Raw genomic sequence first — 15,805 nt, forward strand, 5'->3', positions numbered from 1 at the left:
CAAACACATCAACGGTTGTTGAAGAATGCGGCGGTAGTTGCCTTTCCCCGCGGTGAGTAAGGGCTCCGTCCGGCACGGCCTTGCCGCCGGAGCGGTGCGGCGGCACGGCCGCTCAACTCTTAGGTACCCTTCAAACCATGAGGTGGGCATGAACGATCCACGCCGACCCCAGCGGTATGGTCCCCCCCAACCGGGGCCCGCACCCACGTGGCCGCAGGGTCCGGTAAATCCGCCGCCCGTCGACCCGGCTTACGCCGGCCAGGCGCCCTATGCGCCCACCTATAGCGGCCACATTCCCCAGTGGGCGCCCGGCGCCTACGAACCGAACCCGACCCAGCAACTACCGCCCCAATATTGGCAGCACGACCACCCGGAGCCGGGCGAAGTGCTTCACGGGGCCGCGCCACCGCCGCACGCTCCGAGCACCCCGCGATGGTTGTGGGTCGCTGCCGGTGCGGCCGTCCTGCTTGTCGTCGGGTTGGTCATCGCGTTGGTGATCGCGAACATGTCGGTCAAGAACCAGACCGCCGTCGAGCCCCTGCCGCCGATGCCTACCCCGAGCTCAACACTCAAGCCGCCGACGACACGAACGCTGACACCGACACCCAGCATCGTGCCGGCGCCCACAACGACGGGAGGCTCCGGGACCCCCACCGAGACGCCCACCCCCGGCGCGATGCAGACCGTCGTCTACAACGTCACCGGCGAGGGCCGCGCGATCAGCGTGACCTATATCGATACCGGTGACGTCATACAGACCGAGTTCAACGTCGCGCTGCCGTGGAGCAAAGAGGTGAGCCTGCCGAAAGCTTCCCTGCACCCCGCCAGCGTCACCATTATCAACATCGGGCACAACGTGACCTGCTCGGTAACGGTGGCCGGAGTTCAGGTACGCCAGCGCACCGGGGTGGGCCTCACCATCTGCGACGCCTCCGGCTAACTCGACTCGGTTACCGCTTCGTCGGCTATGACGACGCTGCGGCGCGGAACGCGCACGGCCAGCATGGCCAGCAGGCCCACCAGCAACACCAGGCAAATACCGCCCAACCCGGCGCGGACCGCGCTGAACACATCAACGAAGACCGAAAACAACCACGGTCCCAGGAATGCCACCGCCCGGCCCGTCATCGTGTACAGCCCGAAGGCAACCCCCTCCTTGCCATGTTGAGCCATGCGCAACAACAATGCGCGCGCCGACGACTGCGACGGTCCGATGAAAAGACACAGCAGCAGTCCGCATACCCAGAACGCCACCGCACCCGAGAGCGCCATCAAGGTCAGTGCCGCCGCCAAGATCGCGGCCAGCGATGCGACAATGACCGGCTTGGAGCCGAGTCGGTGGTCAACCAATCCGCCCAGCACCGCGCCGACCGCGGCCACCACACTTCCGGCTACCCCGAACACCAGGACGTCGGCCTGGGTAAGCCCGTACACGTTGACACCCAGTACCGCACCGAAGGCAAACATGGCCGCCAGCCCATCCCGGAAGATCGCGCTGGCGACGAGGAAGTAGACCAGATTGCGGTCGCGGCGCCATTCAGCGGTGATGTCCGTCCACAGTTTTCGGTAGGCACCCGACATGCTCGTAGTCGTGCGAGGCACTCCAACGGTATCGGGCAGTCTATGCGCGACGAACAACAGCGGCAGAGCCAGCAAGGCCAGCCACGCCGCGGCCAACAGCATCGCCGCCCGGACGTTGAGTCCGTCATGGGCGGACAGATGCAGCACTCCACGAACGTCACCGGCGCCGGCCATGAAGCCGACATAGACCAACAACAGCAGCAGGACACTTCCGACGTAACCTGCTGCCCACCCGAAGCCGGAAATCCGGCCGGCCGTCTCCGGTGTCGAAAGCTGGCGCAGCATCGCGTTGTACGGGACGCTGGCCAGGTCACTGCACGACGCCGTCGCCGCCAACAACGCCAACCCGGGCCACAGGTACCCGGGGCTATCGCGAATCAGAAACATCGCAGCAGTTAGTCCCACGGCCAGGCCCGTCAATACGCCCAGCGTCACCCGCCGCCGATGCGGGGATTCGACCCACACACCCACCACCGGAGCCAGCAACGCGATAGTCAACCCGGCGGCCGCCCCGGCCCGACCCAACCAACTCGCCGGCGAGCTACCGCCGGGCATGCCCTCTCCCACGGTGCTGGTCAGATAGACGGAGAACACGAAGGTGGTCACGATCGCATTCAGGCCAGTAGAACCCGAGTCCCACAACGCCCAGGCCACTACCCGAGATCGCACATACGTGCCCAAACCCCGGTTGGTCATGTCCGGCACTCTATTTGATTGGTGTTGGCAGCGACCCGCTGCGCCCGACTGCGCATGCCGCTTGTCTACGATTGGCGCATGCCGATACCCGCTCCGAGTCCCGACGCCCGCGCCGTTGTCACCGGAGCTTCGCAGAATATCGGCGAGGCGCTGGCCACCGAATTGGCCGCACGCGGACACAGTCTGATCGTCACCGCGCGTCGCGAAGCCCTGCTGACCGAACTCGCAGCCCGCCTGACCGACAAGTATCGCGTCGCCGTCGAGGTGCGGCCAGCCGATCTCGCCGACCCGGAGGAGCGGACGAAGCTGTGCGACGAATTAGCGGAACGGCACATCTCGATGCTGTGCGCCAATGCAGGCACGGGGACGTTCGGCCCGCTCGCGTCGCTCGACCCGGCGGGGGAAAGAGCTCAAGTACAGCTGAATGCCGTTGCGGTGCACGACCTCACCTTGGCGGTGCTGCCCGGCATGGTCGCGCGCAAGGCCGGCGGTATTTTGATTTCCGGCTCGGCAGCAGGAAATTCGCCCATCCCGTACAACGCGACCTATGCCGCCACGAAAGCGTTCGCCAACACCTTCAGCGAATCGTTGCGCGGTGAACTACGCGGGTCCGGTGTGCACGTCACGCTGCTGGCACCGGGACCGGTGCGTACCGATTTGCCCGCTGAGGGCGAGGCGTCGCTCGTCGAGCGCCTGGTGCCGGAGTTTTTGTGGATCTCGACGGAGCACACCGCCCGGGTATCGCTGGATGCCTTGGAGCGCAACAAGATGCGCGTGGTTCCCGGCCTGACGTCGAAGGCCATGTCGGTGGCAAGTCAGTATGCGCCGCGTGCCATCGTCGCGCCGATCGTCGGCAGCTTCTATAAGAAGCTCGGGGGCGGCTAGTAACAGGATGCGGCAGAGCCGGTCTCGGCGGCCGCCGCTGCCGTGATCGACCACGGCTGAGTGAGCGAGCGAAAGAACCACGCGATTGCGGGTGTCGAGTCCGCGGCGGCACGCCACTACAGGTGCGGGCCTTGAATTTCGAGCTCGTTGCACCATCGACGGCAACGGAACGTCGACTGCACCTCCGGCGGCGCGGCCAGCCACACCGGTTCCGTCATGCCAAGCCGCCAGCACCCAGATAAGTCGCTGCCGCCGCGGCATCACCGGCCGCGTAGCTGATGCCGGATTCGCCCACACCGACTCCAGAACGGCCCAGCTCTTCGACCGCTTCAGCGGCCACCGCAACGTGCTCACTAGCCAGTGCGCTAAACGAGATCCCAGTCTGTAACGACACCGGATCAGCCGCCGGCGGTACCACCGCCGCAATCACCGGCGCCGCCGCAGCATGTGCAGCCGCCAACCGAGCGGTCAGCGCTTCCACCGCAGCACTGGCCGCCGCCAAACCCTCAGGAACTACCCGCAATGTCATCACTGCACCCCTTCCAACACGTGTGGCGAACCGATTCAGACTAGGATAATTTCAACAATTCAGTCGATCGATATTGTCGCTGAATACATAAATTTGAATTATCATGACTAATCGCTTGACCTAACGAAAAGTTCTCGATATGGTTTCGGACACGCAATGAAGCGCGGGTGCGAGAATCTATGGACACTCACACCGGACGCGAGTAAGCAACAAGCCGTGGCGACGGACAATACTGCTGCCTGAGTGCGGAAAATACGCCATGCGTCGTCGCGCCGATCGAACCCATATCGGCTCACCGACGCGACATCTTCGCCACGCCGGCCAGGGGCAGAGCCATGCACCAATTTAATCTCACCCTGGTGGTATCTCCGATGTTCGCACAAAGAATCCACACCGAAACCAGCTGTACACCGGAAGGACGGACTGAATATCCGAGCATTAATGACGCGACGAACAGTGCCTTAGCAATGGTGAGGTCGATGTGACGTCTGATGTATTACCACTCAATGGTGACTCCGGTACCGCATTCCCAATGGGGTCCCAACAAAGCGACAGCCTGTTGCGACCGGTCGACTGGATCAAACCGTCGGTTGACCGGCGCAGTTCTTTCGAGCGTCGGTTGTTGTTCGAGAATTTTACGATCGCTGGTTTCAAAGGCCTGGAAGCGGAGCTGGAGAGTCAGTTTCGGGTGGCGCCGACGGACATCGTTTGTTATCAGCTCGCAACTACTCTTGCTCAATGCATGCCCACTGCTCGCTCGCTGCGCCGGGCCGACCAGCTGTTGATGCGGGCTACGCGTCCTGGGTGCGATCTATCGGAAGCCCTGCGCCAGAACGCTCTCGATGTGCACCGCAGTGTTCGTGCGATGCTTGCGGAATCCGCACGCAGTACGAGCGGTCGACTCAAACAAGCGAACTGGGGCATCTACAACCGGTGTCCGCTGGTATGTGTGGGGTGTTACAACATATTCAATTCTGAAACACTGGATCTTCAAGACGCCAAGGCGGTAGTAGAAAAACTCGTGAATGCCGGCGTGGAGGAACTAATCGTATCCGGCGGCGATCCACTCGAATGGGAACATATTCTCGAATTTGTCGACCATGCTCACACGTGTGGGCTTTATGTTGGCATCGATACCGTGGGATACAGGCTCACGCCCGAGATGGCCAAAGCGCTGAGCGGAAGGGTTTCTTATGTGGGATTACCGCTCGATGGCGGTCGAGACGACGTAATCGCAGATTTCCGCAAAGGAAAGAGTGACCTGTTCGCGCGGATTCTACACGCAATTAGCCTTTGCGCCGCATATAGTATACCGATTAAGGTGAACACAACCGTTACCAGGAGCAATGTTGATGACCTGGAGAACATCGCACGAACGTTGTCCAGTTTTGACGCGGTGTTCGCCTGGCATCTGTTTCAGTGGTGGGACCTGCGATCGCCACGCGCCCTGCGAGAACGAATGCAGATCGATCGGTCGGGTTTCCAGGAACGGGTACTGCACTTGCAACAAGCCTACCCCCGGTTGAAAATCGCGTCCGGCACGATTGACAAGCGGGCGCGAACGCATTTCTTCATCTCGGCCAATGGCGAAGTCTACACATTCGACTCGGGCGCTCTTTCAACCATTATCATCGGCGACGTCCGCACACAGACGATAGCCGAATTGGTTGCCTCCCCAGCCCTTAACAAGGATTCGCCGAAGTTCCTGCGCACGTTTCCACGTAGCCACCCGAAGCAGCCATGCATTCCGCAACACACAACCTCCAGCGTCGGCGTGCCTCGCGCTTCGCGGACCAGATAGGTTCACGATCCGCAGCGACGCCGCGGGCGGCGTGCGACGGACCTGCCACCGGTCGGCTGGCCAGACCCGCCCCGCTTCGGCATCACACCGGGCTGCTCGTTACTTGCGGCGACGCCGCCCCGTACCGAAGATGCTGCGGGTGATTTCGCGCACCCCGGTATTGATAGCGCTCTTCACGGTCGGGTTCTTCAGAATCTCTTCCCACATGCCGGGACCCTTGGGTTCAACGGGCGCGGGCATAGGCGGCACCTGGATCTCGTCCGGCCACGGTAGCGGATCGTACTGCCCCCTCGGCGGCTGGACCGGTGGCGGCGCCTCTGCCGGCGCATATGTGGTGCTCAGCATTTCGTGGGCGGACACCCGGTCGACGGTCTGGCCGTACACGGCCTGCAGCGGGCTCGAGAGAGCCGCCGCGGCAACGGCGTCGGTGCCGATGGCGCCCATCAGCGACCGGGGAACCCGCATGCGGGTCCAGGCCACCGGGGTCGGCGCGCCCTTCTCGGAGAGCACGGTCACGACGGCCTCACCGATGCCCAGCGACGTCAGCGCCGATTGCAGGTCGTAGACATCGGTTTTCGGATACGTGCGAACGGTTTTGCTGAGCGCCTTTTGATCGTCGGGTGTGAACGCCCGTAGCGCATGCTGGATCCGCGCCCCCAGCTGAGACAGCACCGTGTTGGGCAGATCCGTCGGCAATTGGGTGCAGAAGAACACCCCGACTCCCTTGGAGCGAATGAGCTTGACCGTCTGCTCGACCTGCTCCAGGAAAGCCTTGGAGGCGTCGGTGAACAGCAAGTGCGCCTCGTCGAAAAAGAAGACCAGCTTGGGTTTGTCCAGATCCCCCACCTCGGGCAGATAGGTGAACAGGTCGGCCAGTACCCACATCAAGAAGGTCGAAAACAGCACGGGGCGCAGCGACTGACCGCTGAACTCCAGCAGCGAGATGATGCCGCGGCCCTGACTGTCTACGCGTATCAGGTCGTCAGGTCTCAGTTCCGGCTCGCCGAAGAAGGTGTCAGCACCTTCGGCTTCGAGGTTGACCAATGCTCGCAAGATGACACCGGCAGTCGTCGGTGAAACGGCGCCAAGCGCTTTCAGTTCCGCCTTACCCTGGTCGCTGGTCAGATGGCTGATCACGGTACGCAGATCTTTCAAGTCCAGCAACGGAAGTCCCCGCTGGTCGGCCCAGTGGAAGATCAGCCCCAGCGTCGACTCCTGGGTAGCGTTGAGCGCCAACACCTTTGACAACAGAATAGGTCCAAAGCTGGAGATGGTCGCGCGCACCGGGACACCGACTCCACTGGTGCCCAGCGACAGGAACTCCACCGGGAAGGCCGTGGGCGTCCAATTGTCACCGGTATCTTTCGCCCGTGCGGCCGCCTTGTCGTCGGCCTCACCCGCGCGGGATAGGCCGGACAGGTCGCCCTTTACGTCGGCCATGAGCACCGCCACGCCCGCGGCGCTGAGCTGCTCGGCGATGAGCTGCAGCGTTTTGGTTTTCCCGGTTCCCGTGGCCCCGGCTACCAAACCGTGCCGGTTGACGGTGGCCAGGGGAATGCGAATCTGCGCAGAGGGGTCGGCGTCGCCGTCGACGACGACGGTGCCCAATTCCAGCGCCTGGCCTGCCACGGAGTAACCGGCCGCGATCCGCTGCGCGGGCCCGCCAAGCCCGCCGGTCGCCGCTTCGGTGCTCATCGCGCCACCTCTTCCCCGTCGTTACCCGTACCGGTTGGCAAAGCAATCACACTACTTGCCCGGGTGTTGCGGTTACGACCGCGGCGAGAGGCCTACTCTTGAGCGCTGTGCGTGACGAACTGGTGTGGATCGACTGCGAGATGACCGGGCTGAATATTGCTTCGGACAAGTTGATCGAGATCGCCGTGCTGGTCACCGACGCCGACCTGAACATTCTCGGCGACGGAGTGGACATGGTGATCCACGCCGACGACGACGCGCTGGCGTCGATGATCGACGTCGTTGCCGAGATGCACACCCGCTCGGGACTGATCGAGGAAGTCAAGGCTTCCACCGTCGACCTGCCCATGGCCGAAGCGATGGTGCTCGACTACATCAACGAACACGTCAAGCAGCCCAAGACGGCGCCGCTGGCGGGAAACTCCATCGCCACCGACCGGTCCTTCATTGCCCGCGACATGCCCGCGCTGGACGCGTTTCTGCACTACCGGATGATCGACGTCAGCTCGATCAAGGAGCTCTGCCGGCGCTGGTACCCGCGGATCTACTTCGGCCAGCCGCCCAAAGGCCTGGCGCACCGCGCGTTAGCCGATATTCACGAATCCATTCGCGAACTGCGCTACTACCGGCGCACCGCGTTCGTCCCTCCGCCGGGGCCATCTACCAGCGAAATCGCCACAGTGGTCGCCGACCTTCAAGGCGAATCCGACGCACCGGGGATAATCGATTCGGCCGAGGAGCCTCCGACCGGCTAATATCGACGTCGCCGCTCGTTAGCCCTCCCTCTGGGAGGACCGGCAGGCGGCCATGGTGAGTGTAGTTCAGTTGGTAGAGCACCAGGTTGTGATCCTGGGTGTCGCGGGTTCGAGTCCCGTCACTCACCCCACAGGATGAATCGGCATTTCATCGAGATTGCCGCCATGGTCGTGATCAGTGCCGAAGCACAGCCCTCACGGCAATCTCGACGTTTATCGGAATAACAGGAGACTGCGGCGCGCCCAATTGTCCCGACCCGAGAAGGTTATCCGCAATGCAAGCGCGCCTATGCCTTGGCGTTACCGGCCCGCCACTGATCCCAGGGAATGTTCCAGTCCCCAAGGCCGTCCGTGCCGGACAGCGTGCCTCCCACGGTGTTGACGACTTCGACGATGTCACCGCTCTTGATGTGGTCGTAGAACCACTGGGCGTTGCTCGGGCTCACGTTCAGGCACCCGTGGCTGGTGTTGGTGTGCCCTTGAGCGCCCACCGACCACGGAGCGGAATGCACGAAGACGCCGCTGTAGGAAATTTGGGTGGCCCAGTCGACGTCGGTGCGATACCCGTTGGGCGAGTTCACCGGAACCCCATAGGTCGAGGAGTCCATGATGATGTGTTTGAACCGCGCGCCCACGATGTAGACGCCGTTGGCGGTGGGCGTGCTGTCCTTACCCATCGACGTCGGCATGGTCTTCACGACCTCGCCGTTGACCCGGATCGTCAGTATCTTGGTGCTGTCGTCCGCGGTCGCGATGACCTCGTCGCCGATGGTGAAGTGCGTCTTGACGTTGTCCTCGCCGAACATTCCCTCGCCGAGATCGACGCCATAGGTGTTGACCGCCACGTCGACTGCGGTGCCGGGCTTCCAGAAATGCTCTGGGCGCCAACGCACCTCGCGGTTGTTCAGCCAGTAGAATGCGCCTTCGACCGGCGGGTTGGTGGTGATCTTGATGGCCTTCTCCGCAGCGACCCGGTCGGCGATGTTCTCGTCGAACCGGATCGCCACCGGCTCGCCGATCCCCACCACCTCGCCGTCGCCCGGATTCACATAGGGCATCGTCAGGTGTGCGGGCGAGCTCGTCTGAAATGTCATCTGGCGAGTCGCCGCGCCGCCCAGTCCGAGCGCCTTTGCGCTGAGGGTGTAGCGCCGGTTGTAGCCGAGTTGGTCGGTGGTCGACCAGTGCAGTCCGTCGGGGCTGAGCTGCCCGCTGATCGACTTGCCGTTTTCGTTCACCATGGTGACCGCCGCCAGCACACCGTCGGCAACGCTGACGGTGACGGGCGCATCCACGGTGACACCGACGGCTCCGTCGGTCACCGACGCGGTCAGCTTGGGCACCAGCAGGTCGGCGAAGGGTGTGCCTTTGTTGACGATGACCTTGACCGGCGCGGGCGCACTGCCGCTGCTGCACGCCACGGCGAGAACAGCGACCGGGATCATGATCGCAGCCAGCCACGATCGACTTCTGCGCAAAGGCGTCATCACGTGACCTTCCAGATACTCTCGCTTACTTCGGTCACCGCTGACCCTGGATTGTTCCCTGTATTGTAGTGTCTGACCGCGGCCGTGGCAGAATTGTCGGCTCGTCGCCGTCGTTCAGTGTCGCACCTCACCCCGTCGTGATCTGGAGATTTCCCACTGCGCCACGATGCCTGTTATTGTCGCGTACGCGGTCTCTGGCCGTCCACGGCGCCGTTAGCTCAGTTGGTAGAGCAGCTGACTCTTAATCAGCGGGTCCGGGGTTCGAAACCCTGACGGCGCACACCTCCCCGCGTCGGTCCGCCGGGTTGACCGGGCACCTCGGCGCCGCGCTGTGATCGATACCCGAGCACGACGCGGGAAGGCCACCTACACAAGGGAATTCGGTGGGGGTTCTACCGCCGAACTGCACTTGGTTCCGGCCGGCCGCCCAGTAACGCCGCGGGTCACGCTTTCGCCAGATGCCTTGCGAGCCTGAAGGTTGCGTGTCACCCACGCGGCCCGGTGACGGTTGCCGCCGCAGCGCTCACCGATTCCTGATGTTGCGGATCACCACGATCACGACGACAGACCCGACGCCCACCAGGGTCACGGTCACAGCAGGTTTGGTGACGAATTCGATCACCTTGGCCTTCACGTCGTCGGCGAGGCGGCGGGGATTGGCACGCTCAACAAGCGAGTCGACCGTTGCCGCCAGCTGGTCGCGGGCGAGGTCGATCTCCTGCTTGATGGTCTCGGGATCACGGTCCGCCACGTGTCTGTCCTCCAAGTAGGTGCACCTGACGAACTACCCTAGATGAGCCGGTGCGAGTCCCAACGCTCCGGTGAACAGAAAGGGACCTACGTTGAGCGAGTCCACCCGCCTGGCGCCGGGCGACAAAGCGCCCGCGTTCCGCCTGCCCGACGCCGACGGCAATACCGTGTCGCTGGCCGACTACCGGGGACGCCGCGTCGTCGTGTACTTCTACCCAGCCGCCTCGACACCGGGATGCACCAAAGAGGCCTGCGATTTCCGCGACAACCTCCGCGACCTCAACGACGCCGGCCTGGACGTGGTGGGAATCTCCCCCGACCCGCCGGCCAAGCTGGCCAAGTTCCGCGATGCCGAGGGACTGACATTCCCGCTGCTGTCCGATCCCGATCGCACCGTGTTGACGGCCTGGGGCGCCTACGGCGAGAAGAAAATGTACGGCAAGACCGTCCAGGGTGTGATCCGGTCCACATTCGTCGTCGACGAGACGGGCGAGGTCGCCGTCGCCCAGTACAACGTCAAGGCCACCGGACACGTCGCCAAGCTTCGCCGCGACCTGTCGGTCTGATCAGGTCAGGTTGGCCAGCAACAGCGCTTCGGCGACCGCGGCCCGTTCCAACACCCCCAGGTGCAGGCTTTCGTTGATGCTGTGCGCCTGCGTCGCGGGATCCTCCACGCCGGTGACCAGAATTTTGGCCTCAGGGAACGCCCGGGCGAACTCGGCGATGAACGGAATCGACCCACCCATGCCCATGTCGATGGGATCGGTGCCCCACGCCCGCCGGAACGCCGCCCGGGCGGCGTCATAGACAGGGCCGCTGGCCTCGATGGCGTACGGCTGGCCGACCTCGCCGCGCCGGACACTGACCTGTGCGCCCCACGGCACGTGCCGCTGCAGATGGGCCTCCAGAGCGTCCAGGTGCGCCACGGCATCGCCGCCGGGCGCAACTCGCAGACTGATCTTGGCTTGAGCCCGCGGAATCAATGTATTCGATGCTGCCGCAACCGATGTGGTGTCGACACCGATCACGGTGATCGCGGGTTTGGCCCAAAGCCGCTGGGGCACCGAACCGGAACCGATTTCCGATACCCCGTCGAGCAGACCCGCGTCTGCGCGCACCCGCTCGGGCGGGTAGTCCGGGAAATTCAGGGCTGCAACGTCGGTTTCATGCAGCCCTGCGACCGCCACGTTGCCGTCGTCGTCGTGCAAGCTGGCCAGCAGCCGCACCAGCACGCTCAATGCGTCGGGAACCACACCGCCCCACAAACCGGAGTGCAGCCCGTGGTCGAGCGTGGCGACCTCTACCACGCAATCGGCCAATCCGCGTAGCGACACCGTCAGCGCGGGGATGTCGGTGCTCCAATTGTCCGAGTCGGCGATGACGATCACGTCGGCGGCCAGCAGGTCGCGGTGGGCGGCGAGCAATCGGCCCAGTGACGGAGATCCGGATTCTTCCTCGCCCTCGACGAAGACGGTCACGCCCACCGGCGGCCGGCCGCCGTGGGCCCGGAATGCGGCCAAATGCGTTGCGATCCCGGCCTTGTCGTCGGCGGTGCCACGCCCGTACAGTCGTCCGTCGCGTTCGGTGGGCTCGAAAGGCGGCGAAGCCCACTGGTCGCGGTCACCCTCGGGCTGCACGTCATGGTGGGCATACAGCAGCACCGTCGGCGCACCCGGTGGCGCCGGATACCGCGCGATGACCGCCGGCGCACCGCCTTCACTGACTTTCCGCACATCGTCAAAACCCGCATGCGATAACAAATCCGCCACCGCCTGTGCACTGCGATATACCTGACCGTGTCGCGTCGGGTCGGCCCAGACGGAGTCGATGCGTACCAGATCTTCGAGATCACGCCGCACCGACGGCAACACCGCACGAACCCGCTCAACCAGATCAGTCACGATCACGAGGCTAGCTATGCTGAGCCCGATATGGCGACGCGCGGCCCCGACCCGGCAGCGCCGCTCTGGCGGGCGGCGCAGCTGTTCCGCCTATTGAGCTGCGGTTACGCCCTGGGCTTTCAGATCGCGGTCAATTCCGACCTGCGCCTGCCGGCGTTGGGCTGGGCGCTCTTCGCGGTGCTGATCGGCTGGAGCGCGGTGTGCGCGCTCGCCTACCTCCGCGGCTTCGGTCGCCGGCCTGCCTGGGTGATCGCTGAGATTGCCATCGTGGTGCTGCTGATGCTGTCCACCAAGGTGGTAGCCACCGGGCAATGGGCACTGGATAACCAGACCTGGCCGACAACCCTGTGGGCCAGCAATGCCACCATTTCGGCGGCGCTGCAGTTGGGTCCGGCCGGCGGCATGTTGACCGGCGTGGCGGTGACGGCCGCCAACGAAACGGTCAAGGGTTACATCAGCGTCAACCTCGGTCGCAGTGCGACCATTGTCATCGAGCTGGCGGTCGGCCTGGCGGTGGGGATGGCCGCCCGGACCGCACGGCGTGCCCATGACGAATTGCAACGGGCCGCCGAACTGTCGGCAGCGCTGCACGAGCGGGAACGGCTGTCCCGGCAAGTTCACGACGGGGTCATCCAGGTATTGGCCCTGGTTGCCAAGCGAGGCCACGAAATAGGCGGCGACGCAGCCGAATTAGCCGAACTGGCCAGCGAACAAGAAGGCGCGCTGCGCCGTTGGGTGATCTCCACCGACACCGAGCACGGGGGCGACAACCAGTCGGTCGACCTCGGTGCTCTGTTGCGGCGGCGGGCGTCCGACCAGGTGTCCATGAGCTTGCCGGGTACGCCGGTGCCGCTGGCGCGTGGGGTGGCCACCGAGTTGGACGCGGCGGTAGGCAACGCCCTGGACAATGTTCGCTTGCACGCCGGGCCGAACGCGCGCGCCTATGTACTGCTGGAAGATATGGGCAATGTGGTGACGGTGAGCATTCGCGACGACGGTGTCGGCATTGCCGCGGGGCGGCTCGAGGAGGCCGCCGGCCAGGGCCGGCTTGGGGTCTCGAAGTCGATCGTGGGGCGGTTGGCGGCGCTGGGCGGCACCGCGCAGCTGAGCACGAACACGGGCGAGGGCACCGAGTGGGAACTGACGGTGCCGCGCCGGGAAGGACGTCATGGGTGACCAGCAATCCCCCACCGTGATGGTTGTCGATGACCATCCGATCTGGCGCGACGCGGTCGCGCGCGACCTCACCGACGACGGGTTCAACGTGGTCGCCACCGCCGACGGCGTGGCAGCGGCGCGGCGACGGGCCGCGGTCGTCAAGCCGGACGTGGTGCTCATGGACATGCGGCTAGCCGACGGCGACGGTGTGCAGGCGACAACGCAGGTGCTCGCAGTCTCGCCCGCTACCCGGGTGCTGGTCCTGTCGGCCTCGGACGAACGCGAGGACGTCTTGGAGGCGGTCAAAGCCGGGGCGACGGGATACCTGGTCAAGAGCGCCTCCAAGGCGGAATTGAGTGACGCCGTGCGAGCCACCGCGGCCGGCCGTGCCGTGTTCACCCCGAGCCTGGCCGGACTGGTACTGGGTGAATACCGTCGCATCGCCACCAGCCCCGACTCGGGGCCGGCTCGTCCCAGCCTTACCGAGCGGGAGACCGAAGTACTGCGATATGTCGCAAAAGGATTGTCCGCTAAGCAGATTGGCGAAAAGCTCTCGCTGAGCCACCGCACCGTCGAAAACCACGTCCAGGCGACGTTCCGCAAGTTGCAGGTGGCCAACCGGGTGGAGTTGACCCGCTACGCCATCGAGCACGGGCTTGACGAGTAGCCGGATTCGGGTAGTCCTACTCATCCGTTTCGATGCGTCACCCGGCATGGTGGCCGCCATGACCGAATCGCATCATGCCGTGATCAGCCGGCTCGCCGCCGAGTTCGACGCTTTGGCCCGCCAAATGGCCCGCGTGTCCGGCGAACTCGGTCAACTCGACCGGCTGATTTCCGATTCAGCCGCCGCACCCCAGCCGGCCCCACTACCACCACAGCCCGCAGCACCGTACTGGCAGTCGTACTGGCAGCACCGGCAACCCGCGGCGCCGCCACCGCCACGCCAGTTCATTCCGCCACCACCTCGGCGCTCAGCCGCGACTGGTCCGCCTCCAACGCCGCCGCCTTCAGACCGCGAATCCGGTTGGATCGGCAAGCTATTGGCCGTCGCCGGGGTGGCGGTGACGCTGATCGGCGTGGTGCTGCTGCTCGTCCTAGCCGCGCAGGCCGGCCTGCTGCGGCCGGAGATCCGGGTTGCCGGCGGCACCCTGCTGGCGGCCGGTCTCGTTGGCGTGGCCACCCGGTTACGCAACCGCCCCGGCGGGCGGATCGGCGCGATCGCGTTGGCCGCCACTGGTATTGCCGCGGCCTACCTGGACGTCATAGCCCTCACCACCATCTACGAGTGGGTGCCGGCGCCGGTCGGCCTGGTGCTCGCCGCGGTGGTCGGCGGTGTGGGTCTGGCGCTGGCTCGGCGGTGGGACTCCGAACACCTGGGGCTGTTGGTGCTAGTGCCGCTGATCGGGCTGGCACCCGTCATCACCCGCGGTGTCGACCTGTTGTTGGTCAGCTTCATGTTGGCGCTCTCGGCCGCCGCGCTGCCGGTACAACTGGGCAAGGACTGGATCTGGATGCAGGCTGCCCGGATTGCGGCTACCGCGCTGCCCCTGCTGGTGGCGCTGGTGTCGGTCCGACACGACGACGCCTGGGTGATCGGCGCCGCCTGCGGAATCGCCGCAATCCTGGCGATCGCCAGCGGCCTCGTGATGCTTCCAGCTATCAGCAATACCGCCGCATTGGCGGTACTAACGGCGGCCGGGACCCTGCCCGCCCTGGCCGCGGGGATAGCAGTCGATCGCGTAGTGGCCGCGGTGCTGGCAGCCGCTCTGGCATCAGCCATGCTGGCGATTGTGCTGGTCGGCACGGAACTGCCCAAGATCGCCAGACAGGTCTGGTCGGCGTGGTCGGCGGTTTCGGCGCTGGTCGCCGTTACTGTCGCCTTCGACGGCTACGTCGAAGGCCCGGTGCTACTCTCGCTGGCCGTCGTAGTCGCTACTGCCGGTCGCAGCGATGCGGTAGCACGTTGGGCGGCAGCAGGTTTCGGTGTCATCGGGACGGGCCTGTGCTACAGCTATGCGCCACTTGGCGCCTTGCTGACCCCCACCGCGATGCCGACTTCAATTGCGGTGTCCACCCTGGCCGCCAGCTTGCTCGTCGTCGCTGCGGTGTTCGCGATAGCACGAGCGTGCGTGGGCGTGCGGGACTCCGATTTGAGGGTGGTCCTCAGCCTGGGTGCCGGGATGCTGGTCGTCTACGCCGTCACGGCGTTCACCGTGACCGCCGGGGTTCTTTTCGGCGGTACCGATGCCGGATTCCTGGCCGGGCACCTGATCGCCACTGTCTGCTGGATCGGCATGGCAGCGGGTTTGTTCGGCTACGCGCTGCATCAGGGCGGCCGGAATGGCCGGACGGCCCCGATAACCGCCGGGCTCGCGCTTACGGCCGCCGCTACCGTCAAACTGTTCGTGTTCGACCTGGCGACTCTGGACGGCATCTTCCGGGTGGCGGCATTTATCGTCGTCGGTCTGGTGCTGCTGGGCATGGGCACCGGATATGCCCGCAGCCTCGCTCGCTAATGCTAATTGAGGGCGAGCAGACGCGGAATCGCCCAAAATCTCCGATTTTGG

The 15,805-nt window shown here is 64.8% G+C and carries 13 protein-coding genes, 2 tRNA genes and 1 pseudogene; 10 read left to right on the plus strand and 6 right to left on the minus strand.

The annotated features are described in order from the left end of the window. Window positions 1-148 precede the first annotated feature (148 nt). Window positions 149-940 (plus strand): MmpS family transport accessory protein, encoded by a 792-nt coding sequence (locus B4U45_RS05745; RefSeq protein ID WP_075548405.1) that lies wholly within the window; start codon window positions 149-151, stop codon window positions 938-940. Here the strand turns inward: B4U45_RS05745 and B4U45_RS05750 are convergent. After that, window positions 937-2,277, minus strand: a complete 1,341-nt coding sequence (locus B4U45_RS05750; RefSeq protein ID WP_075548406.1) for an MFS transporter — start codon at window positions 2,275-2,277, stop codon at window positions 937-939. The two genes, B4U45_RS05745 and B4U45_RS05750, sit on opposite strands and share 4 nt — an antisense overlap. A gap of 78 nt (window positions 2,278-2,355) precedes the next feature. Between B4U45_RS05750 and cmrA the strand changes: the two genes are divergently transcribed. Then, a complete protein-coding gene (gene cmrA / locus B4U45_RS05755; RefSeq protein WP_075548475.1) occupies window positions 2,356-3,162 on the plus strand; it encodes a mycolate reductase in 807 nt (268 codons plus the stop codon). Between the two features lie 214 nt (window positions 3,163-3,376). Here the strand turns inward: cmrA and B4U45_RS05760 are convergent, their stop codons facing one another. Beyond that, window positions 3,377-3,691, minus strand: coding sequence for a PE domain-containing protein (locus B4U45_RS05760; RefSeq protein ID WP_075548407.1), 315 nt, complete (start codon window positions 3,689-3,691; stop codon window positions 3,377-3,379). Window positions 3,692-4,172: 481 nt separating this feature from the next. On the opposite strand from B4U45_RS05760, the gene B4U45_RS05765 reads away from it, so the two are divergent. After that, window positions 4,173-5,492, plus strand: a complete 1,320-nt coding sequence (locus tag B4U45_RS05765; protein ID WP_131808336.1) for a radical SAM/SPASM domain-containing protein — start codon at window positions 4,173-4,175, stop codon at window positions 5,490-5,492. Between the two features lie 99 nt (window positions 5,493-5,591). Here B4U45_RS05765 and B4U45_RS05770 read toward each other — a convergent pair whose 3' ends face one another. Beyond that, entirely contained in the window at window positions 5,592-7,187 is a 1,596-nt protein-coding gene (locus B4U45_RS05770; RefSeq protein WP_075548409.1) for a helicase HerA-like domain-containing protein, read from the minus strand. Window positions 7,188-7,294: 107 nt separating this feature from the next. Between B4U45_RS05770 and orn the strand changes: the two genes are divergently transcribed. Next, window positions 7,295-7,942: an oligoribonuclease gene (gene orn, locus B4U45_RS05775; RefSeq protein ID WP_075548410.1), complete on the plus strand. Its 648-nt coding sequence runs from the start codon at window positions 7,295-7,297 to the stop codon at window positions 7,940-7,942. A gap of 55 nt (window positions 7,943-7,997) precedes the next feature. Then, a tRNA-His gene (locus tag B4U45_RS05780) sits at window positions 7,998-8,073 on the plus strand. A gap of 156 nt (window positions 8,074-8,229) precedes the next feature. On the opposite strand, the gene B4U45_RS05785 is transcribed toward B4U45_RS05780, so the two are convergent. Continuing rightward, window positions 8,230-9,426 (minus strand): L,D-transpeptidase, encoded by a 1,197-nt coding sequence (locus B4U45_RS05785; RefSeq protein WP_075548411.1) that lies wholly within the window; start codon window positions 9,424-9,426, stop codon window positions 8,230-8,232. A 207-nt stretch (window positions 9,427-9,633) separates the two neighbouring features. Here B4U45_RS05785 and B4U45_RS05790 point away from each other — a divergent pair. Then, window positions 9,634-9,706 (plus strand) — tRNA-Lys (locus tag B4U45_RS05790). Between the two features lie 243 nt (window positions 9,707-9,949). Here the strand turns inward: B4U45_RS05790 and B4U45_RS05795 are convergent. Continuing rightward, the gene (locus B4U45_RS05795; RefSeq protein ID WP_023366000.1) at window positions 9,950-10,177 is read right to left on the minus strand and encodes a DUF3618 domain-containing protein; all 228 of its coding nucleotides are present in this window, start codon (window positions 10,175-10,177) and stop codon (window positions 9,950-9,952) included. A 91-nt stretch (window positions 10,178-10,268) separates the two neighbouring features. On the opposite strand from B4U45_RS05795, the gene bcp reads away from it, so the two are divergent. Beyond that, entirely contained in the window at window positions 10,269-10,742 is a 474-nt protein-coding gene (gene bcp / locus B4U45_RS05800) for a thioredoxin-dependent thiol peroxidase (protein ID WP_075548412.1), read from the plus strand. Here the strand turns inward: bcp and B4U45_RS05805 are convergent. Then, window positions 10,693-12,077, minus strand: a pseudogene (locus B4U45_RS05805) (M20/M25/M40 family metallo-hydrolase). The gene bcp and the pseudogene B4U45_RS05805 sit on opposite strands and share 50 nt — an antisense overlap. A 30-nt stretch (window positions 12,078-12,107) precedes the next feature. On the opposite strand from B4U45_RS05805, the gene macS reads away from it, so the two are divergent. From macS to B4U45_RS05820, 3 genes are read left to right on the plus strand one after another with little or no spacing between them, the layout of a single operon-like run. Then, window positions 12,108-13,253, plus strand: coding sequence for a MacS family sensor histidine kinase (macS, locus tag B4U45_RS05810; RefSeq protein ID WP_075548413.1), 1,146 nt, complete (start codon window positions 12,108-12,110; stop codon window positions 13,251-13,253). Then, window positions 13,246-13,902, plus strand: a complete 657-nt coding sequence (locus B4U45_RS05815) for a response regulator (protein WP_075548414.1) — start codon at window positions 13,246-13,248, stop codon at window positions 13,900-13,902. Before macS ends, B4U45_RS05815 begins: the two co-directional genes overlap by 8 nt. A 58-nt stretch (window positions 13,903-13,960) precedes the next feature. Beyond that, window positions 13,961-15,754 (plus strand): DUF2339 domain-containing protein, encoded by a 1,794-nt coding sequence (locus B4U45_RS05820; RefSeq protein WP_075548477.1) that lies wholly within the window; start codon window positions 13,961-13,963, stop codon window positions 15,752-15,754. Window positions 15,755-15,805: the final 51 nt, after the last annotated feature.

Origin of the sequence: Mycobacterium persicum, assembly GCF_002086915.1 — a bacterium.
GTDB classification, from domain to species: domain Bacteria; phylum Actinomycetota; class Actinomycetes; order Mycobacteriales; family Mycobacteriaceae; genus Mycobacterium; species Mycobacterium persicum.